At 69.4% G+C, this 12,905-nt stretch carries 11 protein-coding genes; 6 read left to right on the top strand and 5 right to left on the bottom strand.

Annotation, left to right across the window (positions count from 1 at the left end):
• Window positions 1–11: 11 nt before the first annotated feature.
• Window positions 12–1,730 carry an ATP-binding protein gene (locus GF068_RS08240; RefSeq protein WP_240806737.1) on the bottom strand — a complete coding sequence of 573 codons (1,719 nt, stop codon included), beginning with the start codon at window positions 1,728–1,730 and terminating at the stop codon, window positions 12–14.
• Window positions 1,731–1,924: 194 nt separating this feature from the next.
• On the opposite strand from GF068_RS08240, the gene GF068_RS08235 reads away from it, so the two are divergent.
• The gene (locus tag GF068_RS08235; RefSeq protein ID WP_153818766.1) at window positions 1,925–3,289 is read left to right on the top strand and encodes a vWA domain-containing protein; all 1,365 of its coding nucleotides are present in this window, start codon (window positions 1,925–1,927) and stop codon (window positions 3,287–3,289) included.
• A 122-nt stretch (window positions 3,290–3,411) separates the two neighbouring features.
• The gene (locus GF068_RS08230; protein WP_153818765.1) at window positions 3,412–3,876 is read left to right on the top strand and encodes a DoxX family protein; all 465 of its coding nucleotides are present in this window, start codon (window positions 3,412–3,414) and stop codon (window positions 3,874–3,876) included.
• Here the strand turns inward: GF068_RS08230 and GF068_RS08225 are convergent.
• The 3 genes from GF068_RS08225 to groES all read right to left on the bottom strand — a co-directional run bounded on the left by GF068_RS08225 (window position 3,816) and on the right by groES (window position 6,858).
• Complete coding sequence (locus tag GF068_RS08225; RefSeq protein ID WP_153818764.1) at window positions 3,816–4,742, bottom strand: YihY/virulence factor BrkB family protein; 927 nt, start codon at window positions 4,740–4,742, stop codon at window positions 3,816–3,818. The two genes, GF068_RS08230 and GF068_RS08225, sit on opposite strands and share 61 nt — an antisense overlap.
• 154 nt (window positions 4,743–4,896) lie before the next feature.
• On the bottom strand, window positions 4,897–6,525 hold the full coding sequence (groL, locus tag GF068_RS08220; protein ID WP_153818763.1) for a chaperonin GroEL: 1,629 nt from the start codon (window positions 6,523–6,525) through the stop codon (window positions 4,897–4,899).
• 36 nt (window positions 6,526–6,561) lie between these two features.
• A complete protein-coding gene (gene groES / locus GF068_RS08215) occupies window positions 6,562–6,858 on the bottom strand; it encodes a co-chaperone GroES (RefSeq protein ID WP_153818762.1) in 297 nt (98 codons plus the stop codon).
• 504 nt (window positions 6,859–7,362) lie between these two features.
• Between groES and GF068_RS08210 the strand changes: the two genes are divergently transcribed.
• A complete protein-coding gene (locus GF068_RS08210) occupies window positions 7,363–7,920 on the top strand; it encodes a hypothetical protein (RefSeq protein ID WP_153818761.1) in 558 nt (185 codons plus the stop codon).
• Entirely contained in the window at window positions 7,920–8,537 is a 618-nt protein-coding gene (locus GF068_RS08205) for a hypothetical protein (protein ID WP_240806736.1), read from the top strand. Before GF068_RS08210 ends, GF068_RS08205 begins: the two co-directional genes overlap by 1 nt.
• 20 nt (window positions 8,538–8,557) lie before the next feature.
• On the opposite strand, the gene GF068_RS08200 is transcribed toward GF068_RS08205, so the two are convergent.
• Window positions 8,558–9,568, bottom strand: coding sequence for an NAD-dependent epimerase/dehydratase family protein (locus GF068_RS08200; protein ID WP_153818759.1), 1,011 nt, complete (start codon window positions 9,566–9,568; stop codon window positions 8,558–8,560).
• 254 nt (window positions 9,569–9,822) lie between these two features.
• Between GF068_RS08200 and GF068_RS08195 the strand changes: the two genes are divergently transcribed.
• Window positions 9,823–10,584 (top strand): response regulator transcription factor, encoded by a 762-nt coding sequence (locus GF068_RS08195; RefSeq protein ID WP_153818758.1) that lies wholly within the window; start codon window positions 9,823–9,825, stop codon window positions 10,582–10,584.
• Between the two features lie 283 nt (window positions 10,585–10,867).
• A complete protein-coding gene (locus GF068_RS08190; protein WP_206079419.1) occupies window positions 10,868–12,859 on the top strand; it encodes a hypothetical protein in 1,992 nt (663 codons plus the stop codon).
• Window positions 12,860–12,905 lie beyond the last annotated feature (46 nt).

Here is a 12,905-nt window from a genome sequence, read left to right as displayed (position 1 = left end):
GGCTCGTTCGGCTACACCGCCCCCGTGACCCCGATGGGCTCGCTGACGATAAGCTCGCGCTCCAGATCCGGCTCACGCATGCCCGTCGCGCGATCAAACGCGACGCGCAGCGCGTAGTGCTCGGCCCAGCCCACGCGGCGCGAGACCGCGGGAGCGTCCTCGCGCACGAGCAACGCGTGGCGTGTCCCGAGGCAAGGCAGCGGGCCCGGCGCGCTCTTGCGGCCACGCGCGAGCGCCACCGGGACGGCCTCGGGCCGCTCGGATCGACGGGCGAGCTCGACGATCCCCGGCAGATCGGGGCGACGCCGCGCGAGGCTCGACAGGCTCTCGGCGTGATCGATCTCGAGCTCGCGCGCGAGCAGCTCCCGCTCCCCGGGGACGTACCCTTGCCACTCGCGTTCGGCCCAGAAGCTCTCGGGCACGAAGAGCCGGTTCTCCACGTTGCCGCCGAGGAAGCCGATGAGCGGCTCGCGTCGCTCGGGGCCGACGAGGTACCGATCGGGGCCGAGCAAGGCGCGCGCGAGCTCGGGCGCGACCTCGCTCCACGCGGCCGACTGCAGCATGAGCGCGCTGATCTGCGCGGCCACCTCGGCCAGGCGATCACACGTCTTGCGGTTCGCCCCCGGTGCGCGCGAGAGGTCCACGAGCTTGCGGTAGAACGCCGCCGCCGTCGCGCGGAAGGTGCGGCACGGCTTGAGCGCGTCGCGCCCCTCGGTGAGCTCCACGGCCGACGGGAAGTCGATGAGCGCGAGCTCCGGGATCGCGAGGCAACCCTCGACCTTCACGCCCGCGTGGTACGTCGCGGCGCTGATGCCCGTCACGAGCGCGCGGCCGCCCACGTAGAAGCGCGCGAGCCGGCTCGGATCGTCGGGCGAGAGCGCGTCCGAGAAGAGCGAGCCTCCCGCGAGGTAACGGCCGTCGTTCACCGGCACGCCGTCGAGGTTCACGAGCGCGCGCTCCTTCGGGAAGAAGTGCAGCGCGTCGCGCAGGTAGGCGCGTAGCGGCTCGGCCTCGAGCAGCGACGATCGCACCTGCACGCGTGTCCCTGCGCGAGGCGTGAGCTTGCGGATCGCGCAGACCAGCGACGAGGGCTCCGGCCCGTCGGCGAGCACCGAGAGCGACCAACCCGACGCGCCGTCGCCCGTCTCCACGTCGATCGACAGGCTCGAAGGATCGGGCAAGCCGAGGCCGATCACCGAGAAGAAGCCCACGCCGAAGCGCCCGAGGTCCACGCCGGGCCGCTTGTCGGTGGCGAACGGCACGAGGAGCCTCGACAGGATCGCGCGCAGATCCATGCCGATCCCGTCGTCGTTCACGGTCACCACGCCCTCGCGGACGCGCACGTCCACGCGCGCGGGGTGCTCGGGCGTCGCGTCGATCCCGTTGAGCACGAGCTCGACCACGGGCCGGAGCGGGTGACCGAACTGCCGGCCCACCTCCTCATCGAGGATCTTGAGCAGGTAGGATCGGTCCATCGGCGGACGCGCGGGTGAGCCAGTGCCCGAGACGAGGGCCGAGAGCGCGGGCCGGTAGAGCCCGATGGCCACGAGCTCGTGCAGCGAGCCGAGGAAGCAGAGCTCGCCCTCCCGCACGCCGCCGCGGGCCATGGAGCTCGCGCGGGCCGCGGCGAGATCGACGTGCGTCCTCGTGAACGGCCCTGCGTGCGCCGATTGCTCGGCCGGAGGCGTCCCGAGGGGCGTGGAGTCCGGAGCGCTGCGTGCCGTCGCCATCGAGCAAACAATGGTGGGCCAAGTTACCTCGCGCGCAAGGGGGGGAGACCGCGCCGAGCGTTCTCTTTGGCTTGTGTTCTGGGCGTGGAGCTGTCGTCCGCCCATTTCGTTCTTCGTGCCGCTCGTCGTGGTCGATTTCGAGATGTGGCATCTGTTACGCTCTGGTCGTTTCCCTTACGACTGAGGAGGAAACGATGGCGCGCTTTCTGCGGTGGCTCGGTGTGAGCGTGGGGCTTGGCCTTTCGATGGGAATCGGGTTCGGCGGGGGCTGCGCGGCGGGGGGCGGCAACCTCCCGGGCGGCGGGGGCGAGGGAGGCGAGGGGGGATCGGGTGGATCGGGCAATGGCGGGTCGATCGGGCCCGGGCCCGTCGGGCCCGGTGGCGGCGGCGTGGGCGGCGGGGGCCCGGCTTGCGCGAAGTTCACGGCCGAGGCCCAGCAGGCGCCCGCGGCCATGCTCACCGTGCTCGACGCGAGCGCCAGCATGAACAAGCAGTCCAAATGGGGGACGGCGCAGCTCGCGATCAAATCTGCAATCGACAAGGACGTCTTCGACACGATGTCGCTCGGCCTGACGGTGTTCCCCGCGAGCCTGACGGATCCGCCCCTGTGCTTGTGCCAGGGGCTCGATTACGAGCTCTGCAAGCAGTTCATCGGCGGCGTCTCGTGTGGCTTTTCGTTCCTGCCGCAGGTCCCGGTGGCTCCGGCGGGTCTGGAGAAGACGAACGCGGCGACGGGCGTGCGGCGGCAGATGTACGACTGGCTCGTCAGCCACCCGCCGCTCAGCAACGTCGACGACGGCTCGCCCATTTACGACGCGCTCCAGGCTGGGTATGCGTCCTTGAAATCCGAGAACATCGAGCGGCGCATGCTCGTCTTGATCACGGACGGCGGCTTCTCGTGCACGTCCGTCGCGAGCCCGGCGCGCGAGGGGTACCAGGATCTCAATGGTTGTCCGGACTGGGAAAAACCGAAGAGCGTGAACGACCTCATCACGGCCGCCCGCACCGATCCGAGCAAGCCCATTTTCACGTTCATCGTGGGCGTGCCTGGCTCGAACAGCACGGGCGCGAAGGTCGACGGCTTCGACACGCCGCCTTACAACATGCTGCTCGCGCTCTCGACGTACGCCGTCAGCGGCTCGCCGGACACGGTGGATCCGACCTGCGACAAGGAGGCGGTCTTCTCGGAGGCAGGGGCCGCCCCCGCCAAACCTTGCCACATCGATCTCTCGAGCGGCGCGGCCTTCAATGCCGACACCCTGGCGAACGCCATCGCCGACGTCCGCGGAAAGGCCCTCGGCTGCGTCTACGACCTGCCCCCGCCGCCGCCCGGCGAGCAGATCGACAAGAACCAGGTCAACGTGAACATCACGCTCGACGGCGCGCCGCAGAACCTGAAAAAGCGCACGGATCCGCTGGATCTCTGCCCGCAGGACGGCTGCTGGGACTATACCGCGGACGGCAAGGTCGAGCTCCTCGGCAAGGCCTGCACGTCCCTCGGCGCCGCCACCGACGTGAAGGTCGACATCCAGGTCGGCTGCGAGACCATCCTCAAATAGAAAAACGTTTTTCTCGCCAAGCGGGTTTTCCTCCCACCCCGCCTCCGTCGCAATCGTGCGCCCTCACGCGGCTCGCCCGGTCCTCGGGCCTCGCGTGGCGTGCGGCGTGCTACGCCACGGGCATGAAGCTCCGATCCCTGCTCTATCCCGATCCGAGCCGCACGGGCTCGCTGGGCCTCTTGCTCGTCCGGCTCGCGACGGGCGTGCTGCTCGCGGCGCACGGGCTCTCCAAGCTCACGGCCGGCCCCGCCGGGCTCGCGGGTGGCCTCGCAATGAAGGGTTTTCCCGCGCCGACGCTGCTCGCCTGGTGCGCGACCCTCGCCGAGCTCCTCGGCGGCGTGTGCCTCGCGCTCGGCCTGCTCACGCGCCCCGCCGCCGCGGTCGTCGCGTTCAACATGGTCGTCGCCTGGGCCTCCATGCACCTGCCGGACGCCGCGTTTTTCGGCACCGGCAAGGGCGGGCCGTTCGAATATCCCTTCTTGCTCTCGATCCTCGGCCTCACGCTCGCCCTCACGGGCGCCGGCCGCTATTCGCTCGACGCCGTCCTCTTCGGCCGCAAGATCGACTCCGGCGGCGGCGGCGGCTGAATCGAACGCGGCCCCTCCGCCTTGGGCGTGAGCCACCGCTCGGGCATGTCGTCGTGAGGATCTCGCACGCCCTCGAGCTGCGCGTTAACCTCGCCGCCGACGAGCAGCGCGATCGAGAGCAACCAGAGCCAGAACAGGAGCACCGCGACGTTCGCGAGCGTCCCGTACAGCGTCGCGTACCGCGCCAGGCTGCGCACGTAGATCGAGAACACCGTCGACACGATCGCCCAGAGCGAGACGGTCACGATCGCGCCCGGCCAGACGCGCCTGCGCACCGAGGGCGGGCGCGTGATCGTGAGGCGGAAAAACGCCGCGATGAGCGCGGTCAGGATGAGCGCCGGCCCGAGCGCGGCCACGAGGGCCCCGCCGATCGAGCCCGTCAACTGCGTGAACGCGAGGCCGATCAACGTCGCGAGCCCCACGGCCGGGATCGCGCCGAGCACGAGGCCGAGCCCGACGAGGCGCCGCTTCCACCAGGGACGAGGCGCGCACACGAACATCGTCTCGAAGACGCCGATGGCCGTCGCCGCGCCGGCCGACGAGACCCACAAGAACGCGATGAGACCCACCGGCGCGAGCACGAGGGCCTTTGCGTCGGAGATGCGGAAGAAGTCCTCGCCGAGCGCGGCCGAGACGGCCGGCGGCGCCGCGCTGAGCAGCGATCCGAGCAGCTCCGCCGCCGCGTTACGCAGCCGATGCAGCGCCCAGCCGGCCACCGCGAGCAGCGGGATGATGCTGAGGAACGCGTCGAACGCCATGGCGCTCGCCGCCCGCGGCGCCTCGTGCAGGTCGAGGTAGTGGACCAGCCGGCCGAGGGCCCGGAAGGCGGAGCTCGCCAAGCCGGAGACGTGCCGCCGATCCCACATGCCTCCACTGTAGCAAGGGTCCGGCCCTCATGGCGCGCTGCATCGTTCGTTCGTGCGCCAAGAAAAAAACGAAGGCCGACCCCGTCGTTGTTCGACGGAGCCGGCCTTGTTGTCCGTTCACGATTGCGCCGTGGGTGTCACGGCGCGCTTCGGATCAGAAGTCGTGGCTGTGGCCCGCGTGCGCGCCACCTGCCGCCGCCTTCTCCTCCTTCGGACGCTCCGCGATGAGCGCCTCGGTGGTGAGCATGAGGCTCGCCACGCTCGCGGCGTTCTGGAGCGCCGAGCGCACGACCTTCACCGGGTCGATGACGCCCATCGCGAGCAGGTCGCCGTACTCGCCGCTCGCGGCGTTGTAGCCGTACGAGCCCTGGCCGTCGCGGACCTTCTGGACCACGATCGAGCCCTCTTCGCCGGCGTTCGCCGAGATCTGGCGGAGCGGCTCCTCGATCGAGCGGCGGATGATGTTCACGCCGAACCGCTGCTCGTCGTTCACCTCGAGCGAGCCGAGCGAGGCCTGGGCGCGGATGAGCGCCACGCCGCCGCCGGGGACGATGCCCTCTTCCACGGCCGCGCGGGTCGCGTGGAGCGCGTCCTCGACGCGGGCCTTCTTCTCCTTCATCTCGGTCTCGGTCGCGGCGCCGACCTTGATCACCGCCACGCCGCCGACGAGCTTCGCGAGGCGCTCCTGGAGCTTCTCGCGGTCGTAGTCGCTCGTCGTGTGCTCGATCTGGGCGCGGATCTCCTGCTGGCGCGCCTTGATCTTGTCCTTCTTGCCCTGACCGCCGACGATCGTCGTGTTGTCCTTGTCGATGAGGATGGTCTTGGCGCGGCCGAGATCCGAGATCGTGACGTTCTCGAGCTTGAGGCCGAGCTCCTCCGCGATCACCTGACCGTCGGTCAGGACCGCGATGTCCTTCAGCATCTCCTTGCGGCGATCACCGAAGCCCGGCGCCTTGACGGCGGCGCAGTGCAGCGTGCCGCGGAGCTTGTTCACGACGAGCGTCGCGAGCGCCTCGCCCTCGACGTCCTCGGCGATGATGAGCAGGTTCTTCTGCTGCTTCGCGATCGCCTCGAGGACCGGGAGGAGGTCCTTCATGTTGGAGATCTTCTTCTCCGAGATGAGGATGTAGCAGTCCTCCATCACGGTCTTCATCGCCTCGGCGTCCGTCACGAAGTACGGGCTGAGGTAGCCGCGGTCGAACTGCATGCCCTCGACCACGTCGAGCGTCGTGTCGGCGCTCTTCGCCTCCTCGACCGTGATGACGCCTTCCTTGCCGACCTTCTCCATCGCGTCGGCGAGGAGCTTGCCGATCGTCAGGTCGCCGTTCGCGCTGATCGTGCCGACCTGCGCGATCTCCTTCGCGTCCTGCGTGAGCTTCGCGACGCTCTTCAGGTGCGTCACGATGGCCTCGACCGCCTTGTCGATGCCGCGCTTGATCTCCATCGGGTTGTGGCCCGCCGCGACGAGCTTGGAGCCCTCGCGGTAGATCGCCTGGGCGAGCACCGTCGCCGTCGTCGTGCCGTCGCCCGCGATGTCGCTCGTCTTCGAGGCCACCTCGCGCACCATCTGCGCGCCCATGTTCTCGAAGCGGTTCTCGAGCTCGATCTCCTTCGCGACCGTGACGCCGTCCTTGGTCACGGTGGGCGAGCCGAAGCTCTTCTCGATCACGACGTTGCGACCCTTCGGGCCGAGGGTGACCTTCACCGCGTCGGCGAGGGCGTTGACGCCCGCGAGGATCATGCTGCGCGCGGACTCGTTGTAGATGATCTCTTTGGCTGCCATCTCGATATCTCCAGATTCAGGGGGCCACGGCCCGCGTCACGCCTCGATCACGCCCAGGATGTCGTCCTCGCGCAGGATGAGGTGCTCTTCCCCGTCGAGCTTCACCTCGGTCCCCGAGTACTTTCCGAAGAGGACGCGGTCGCCTTCCTTCACGTCGAGCTTGCGGACGGTGCCGTCCTCGAGGACCTTGCCATTGCCCACGGCGAGGACCGTGCCCTCCACGGGCTTCTCCTTGGCGGAGTCCGGGATGTAGAGCCCGCCCTTGGTCCTCTCTTCTTCCTTGAGTCGCTTGACGATCACGCGGTCCTGCAGAGGCCTGATCTTCGTCGCCATCGTGAAACCCTCCGGGGGTGGCCGGCGGCCACCAGATCCCATTCGCAATGGGCAGGCGCGAGCGCGCGTTCGTGCTTGGGCGCCCCCGCCACATGCCCGATGAGCTTGCGGTTTTTCGATTGTTAGCACTCACGGGGGGTGAGTGCTAACGAACGGCGCGGAAGATAGTCATGGTCGTTCGGCTGTCAAGCGGCTGAAATTCTCGGCTGGGCCGATCGTTGGCAGCCGCCCCCCGGGGTGGCCACAAATCCTCGGAATCCCTCGTAAAACCGTCCGCCGTGTGCTGGGCGCCGAGCGCCCCCTGCGGTAGATTCCGTTCATGGGGCCCGCGTCCGGTCGAAAGCCGACCGCGAAGCCCCACTCTCCGGTCTTTCGAGGACGAGTTGTTCAACCGGGCGCGTGGCGCCTGCTGGATCCCGGTCCCGAGGCGCCCCGTCCAGGACGAGGTGCCCCGTGAGCCGTACAACCAGCATTGCGATCTCTCTCAGTATATCCGACTACTTCATGAGCGCCGTCGGTGATGCGCTGCGCTCGCGGAAGATCGAGGCCTCCGCGGCGGCGTCTCATTATCTCGTCGGTGTTCTGTGTGACTATGCGCACCCCAGCGAGGAGAACGAGTCGGCATTTTCCCGACCCCTCGCCTTCCAGCTCCACGACGCGCTCGAGGCCTCCGGGGTCACGCGCTTCAAGCGCCTGCGCGCGCTCGGCGACGGCGTGCTCTACGGGGTCGGCTTCTTCGGCGGCCACGTCGAGCTGCGCGGGATCAATCGCGGCTACGTGATCCGCGTCGGCCGGGCCGCGTACGACAACGCCTCGGCCATGCTGCGCGCGCCGGGCCAGCGCGCGACCCACGACGTCCTCACCGAGCTCGCCGACCGATTCGAGCAATTCGTGGCCGTCCTGAACGAGGTGGCCGACGGCGCGATCGCGAAGGGCGCGCAGGGCCAGCGTGGGCTGATCAAGCTCTACGAGCGCTGGCTCGAGACGGGCTCGTCGAAGATCGCGGAGGAGCTCGGCGCCCGCGGGCTCGTGCCGCAGCGCGGAAAGGAGGGCGTCCACTGATGGCGCCCTCGCTCCCTGCGCGGATCCAGGCAGAGCTCTGCCACACGTACGGCATCCCGGAGGCGCCGCCGGTCGAGGATTTCATCCAGCCCATCGACGAGGCGGACGAGGCGGACGAGGCGGGGCGCGAGGTGCTCTTCGTGCGGGAAGACGAGGACGGCGTCTCGCTCGCGCTCCACCTGCCGCGCGCGGCGCTCGAGCCAAAGAGCCCGCCCTTCGACCTGCTCTGCCAGGTCGTCGAGGGCGTGAGCCATTTCCTGTACCTCGCCGAGCGCGCGCGGCGCGAGCTGCCGGCGACGCAGCTCGAGCTCGAGCTCCAGGCCGAGGTCGACAAGTACGTCCTGCTCGTGCACGGCCCGCTCGCCGCGCGGCGCTTCGATCCGGCGCGCGCGGCGCGCATCCGGGCGCGCCTCTTCGAGGCCGTGGTGTACCTCCACCCGCCGGGCACCGAGCGCGGCGATCGGTACCGCCTCGCCAACGATCTCGCCGCGCGCTTCGCCGGCAGGCTCGAGGAGAGCTTCGCCCGCCGCGGCCACTTCGACCGCATGCGCCGCGCGCTGCGCTCCTTCTACGCGGCCGGCCAGTCCGACAAGATCACCCTCGCTCGGGCGGCCTGATCCTCCTCATCCGTTGGGGCTCAAACCATCCCGTTCGCCCGGAAGTACTCGATCGCGCGCTCGACCGAGGTCCGGAGGGGCGTCACGGGCAAACCGAGCTCGCGCCGGGCCTTCGAGCCGTCGTAGTAGGCGTGGTGCTGCATGTAGCGGACGCTCCTGTAGGTGGCGATCGGCGGCGTGTGGCTCACGTGATCGGCCCAGGACTCGAGGCCGAAGGCCATGGCGCGCGCGAGGCCGGCGGGGATCGGCAGCCGCGGCGGCTTCTTGCCGGAGACCTCGGCGACGAGCTCGAGGAACGCGCGGAACGTGACGTTGTGGTTGCCGAGGATGTACCGCTCGCCGATGCGCCCGCGGGTCTCGGCGGCGACGTGCGCGATCGCGACGTCGTCCACGTCGACCGCGCAGAACCCGCCTTTGCCCACGCCGGGCATCTTCCCTCGCAGGAACGAGAGGATGATGCCGCCGGTCGGCGTGGGCCCGATGTCGCGCGGGCCGAAGGGGAACGCGGGGTTCACGATCACCACGGGCAAGCCCGCCTCGGCGAGGCGCGTGACGACGCGCTCGGCGTGGTATTTCGAGGCGATGTAGTCGTTCGCGAGGTCCCAGAGGTTCCACGGCGTCGACTCGTCGGCGGGCGTGCCGTCGTCCTTCAAGCCGACCGCCGCGATCGACGAGGTGTAGATCACGCGGCGCACGCCCACGTCGCGGGCGGCGAGCAACGAGGTCAACGTGCCCTCGATGTTGACGCGGTGGATCGGCGTGGGATCGGGCATCCACACCTTGTAGATGGCCGCGAGGTGGTAAAACGCGCTCGCGCCTTCGAGCGCCTTGCGCATCCCGGCCGCGTCGCAGACGTCGACCTCCACGCGCTCGACGCGCTCCGCGGGCAAACCCTCGAGGTTCTTCGGGCTCGCTCCGGGCTCGACGAGCGCGCGCACACGGCGGCCCTGGTCGAGCAGCTCGCGTACGACGGCTGATCCGATGAATCCCGTGGCGCCGCTCACGGCGGCGAGGTCCTGGGTGGTGGTCATGGCGCGGCTGCATGATCGCAGGAGCCGGCGGGCGGGGGAACGAGGTACGTCGTGGCGAAGTTCGTCCGGCGATCCCCGAGGGCGCGCCTTCGCGTACGGGCAGGACTTTACGACGGCGTCGGGAATGTCCAGGTGTCCTCGCCGCTTGGGGGCGGCGGCGCCTTGCGCCGGGCCTGCCGAGGTGATGCGGCGAAAGTGCCGGGCGCATGTAGGCCTTGACCTTCCACCCTTCCGCGTACTCTCATCCCGACACGATGTCGTCCGCCAGCACCAGCACGAAGCCTCTCACCGTCGTCGTCGCCGAGGACGAGCCCGCCATGCTGAGCCTGGTGGCTCGCCATCTCCGGACCCTCGGCTTTCACGTCCACGATGCCGCCGACGGCGAGACCGCGTGGCGCCTGATCCAGCAGCATCACCCCGAGCTCGTGATGCTCGACGTGATGATGCCGCAGATGAGCGGCTGGGAGGTCGCGAAGCTCGTGAAGGCTCCGAACGCCGCGGGCGGGGCCCTCGCGAACACGCCGGTCCTGATGCTCACGGGCATCGGCGAGAGCATGAACGCGATGACCTCGCCGCTCTTCGCCGACGGTTGGCTCGACAAGCCCTTCGAGTTCGCCAAGCTCGACGAGAAGATCCGCGAGCTCCTGGCGAAGTACGGCAAGGAGATGCCGCCGCGTCGGGCGCTCGACGAGGTCGAGCTCGACGAGGAGCTCGCCGCGGAAGAAGAGGCGGCCCCGCCGAAGCCCGCGCGCGCCGCGAAGAAGGCGACGAAGAAGGCCACGAAGAAGCCGGCGAAGAAGGCGGCCGCGAAGAAGGCCGGAAAGGCCCCGGCGAAGGCCACGAAGAAGGCCACGAAGAAGGCGGCGGCGCCCGCGAAGAAGGCCACGAAGAAGGCGGCGGGCGGCGGCGCGGCCAAGGCGCCGGCGGCGAAGAAGGCCACGACGAAGGCGAAGGCGACGGCGGGGCGGAAGGCGACGGCGAAGAAGCCGCGCGCGGCGGCGCGTCGATCGAGCTGAGAAGCGGCGGTCCTCGGTGAGGGCGCGGCGGGCGGTCTTCGTCTGCGGCGCCCTTCGTCGTTTGTGCCTGCGGGTGTCGCGAGCTTCCTGGAGGCGGGTAGGGGGGCGCCCCGAACGTGCTTTCGCTCCGGGGGAATCCTCCCGGCGCGGCGCGCGTAAGATCGCGCTGCGCGGCGCGTTCCCCCCGCAGGAACTTACGGGCGCCCGAAACGTCAACAGCTACAATGACGCCCCTCACCTCCCGGCGATCGGTCCTCCCGGGGCGATCGGAGCGACTTCTACCGTGAGCGATCACCGTACCCAAGGGCTCTCTCGCATCCGCCGCGCCGCCGCGATCGTCTCGTTTCGGCTCCGCGTCGCGCGGGCCGTGCGTTACCTGCCGAACGCGCTCACGCTGGCGTTTGCCGTCGTCGCGGGCACCCTCGCGTGCCGCAAGTTGTTCCCCGACCACCTCTCCGAGCAGCGCGCGCGCCAGATCCTGATCGGCGCTGCGGCGGGCGTCGTCGCCGTCGCGCTCGTGGGGCTCCTCCGCAGGCTCCCGCCGCGGGCCGGGACGATCGCGCTCGATCGCCATCACGGCCTCTTCGACCGGCTCACGAACGCGCTCGCCTTCGACGCGCTCCCCACCTCCGAGCGTACGCCGCTCATGGAGGTGGCCATCGACGACGCGTGCGAGAACACGCGGGAGCTGAAGCCGAGCAAGGCCGCGCCGATCCGTTTTCCTTCGGACTACTTCGCGGCGGCGCTCGTGGGCCTCGGCGCCTTCGCGGTCGCGCTGCTCGAGATCCCCACGCTCATCAAGGAAGCGCCGCCGCAGCTCCGCACGATCGACGCGGTCGCGCTCTCGGACGACGACCTCGAGCTCTTCCGCGAGGCCGCGAAGGAGCTCGCGAAGAAGGATCAGACGCCCGAGGTGCAGGCCGCGATCGAGCGGTTCAACCAGCTCGTCGAGGACATCGCGAACAAGCGCCTCGATCGCACGGAGGCCTTCCGCAAGATGGAGGCCATCGAGCGTGATCTCTTGAAGGGCGCCGAGGCCGATCGGAAGGCGCTCGAAGAGGCGCTCGAGCAGATGGGCAAGGATCTCGAGTCGAGCGAGCTCTCGAAGCCCGTCGGCGAGTCGCTGAAGAAGAAGGACCTCGAGAAGGCGAAGAAGGACCTGAAGGACCTCGCGGAGCGGCTGCGTGACGGCAAGAAGAAGCCCGACAAGAAGTCGCTCGAGCGGCTTCGGGACGCGCTGAAGAAGGCCTCCGAGCGGCAGAAGGACGCGCTCGCGGCGATCAACGAGAAGCGCGCCGAGGCCCGCGAGGAGCTGCTCAAGAAGAAGCAGAAGAAAAACGAGCAGGACGCGGGTCCGCAGGACGAGCAGGAGGAGCGGCTCCTCAAGAAGAAGGAGCGCGAGCTCGAGAGGCTCGATCGCGAGGCGGAGAAGCAGGAGCGCCTCGGGCGGCAGCTCGACAAGCTCGATCGGGCGCTCGCGAAGGCCGCCGAGGATCTGATGCGCGAGCTCGGCGCGTCGGCCGAGGATCTCGAACAAGCGGCCGAGGACATCAACCGCATGCAGCAGGAGGAGATGTCCGAGAAGGAGAAGGAAGAGCTCCGGCAGCGCCTCGAAGAGCTGCGCGAAATGCTCCGGCAGCAGGGGCAATCGGGCAAGCAGCGCATGAAGCGCATGATGCGCTTCGGCAAACGCGCGCGTGGAGGCTCGGGCCAGCCGCAGCAGGGCCAGGGCCAGCAAGGCCAGGGCCAGGAGGGCCAGGACGGTCAAGACGGCCAGGAAGGCGAAGGCCAGGACGGCCAGAACGGCCAGAACGGCGGCCAGCAGCCCGGTGGTCAGGGCAAACAGTGGGTGATTGGCCCGGGCGGCAAGAAGATGCTCGTCCTGTCACAAGGGGGCGGGCAGGGGCAGGGCGAAGGCCAGGGGGAAGGCCAGGGGCAAGGCCAGGGCGATCAGCAGGGCCAGGGCGGCCAGGGCACGGATCCGGGCGGCAAGGGCGTTGGCTCGGGGCACGACGGCAACGTCGCCGGAAAACGCACCGATCCCAAGATGGGGACGCAGGACGTGCAGGCCCAGGGGCTCGACACGGGGGAGGGCCCGTCGAACAGCGAGGTGATCCTCGCGGCGGCCGAGAAGGGCTTCCGGGGCGGCGGCTACAAGAAGGTCTTCACGCAGTACAAGACCGTCGCCGAGGAGCAAATCAACAAGGAAAAGGTGCCCGACGGGTACCGATTCTACGTGCACCGCTATTTCCAGCTCATTCGACCGAGGGAGTGAGCGGCGCGGGCGGGCACGATTGGTTTTTCCAAGTAGAACGACAGGG

The sequence above is a fragment of the Polyangium spumosum genome (assembly GCF_009649845.1).
GTDB lineage: Bacteria > Myxococcota_A > Polyangia > Polyangiales > Polyangiaceae > Polyangium > Polyangium spumosum.
The sequence above is the reverse complement of the archived record's forward strand: the minus strand, read 5'-3'. Positions and strand labels throughout refer to the sequence as shown.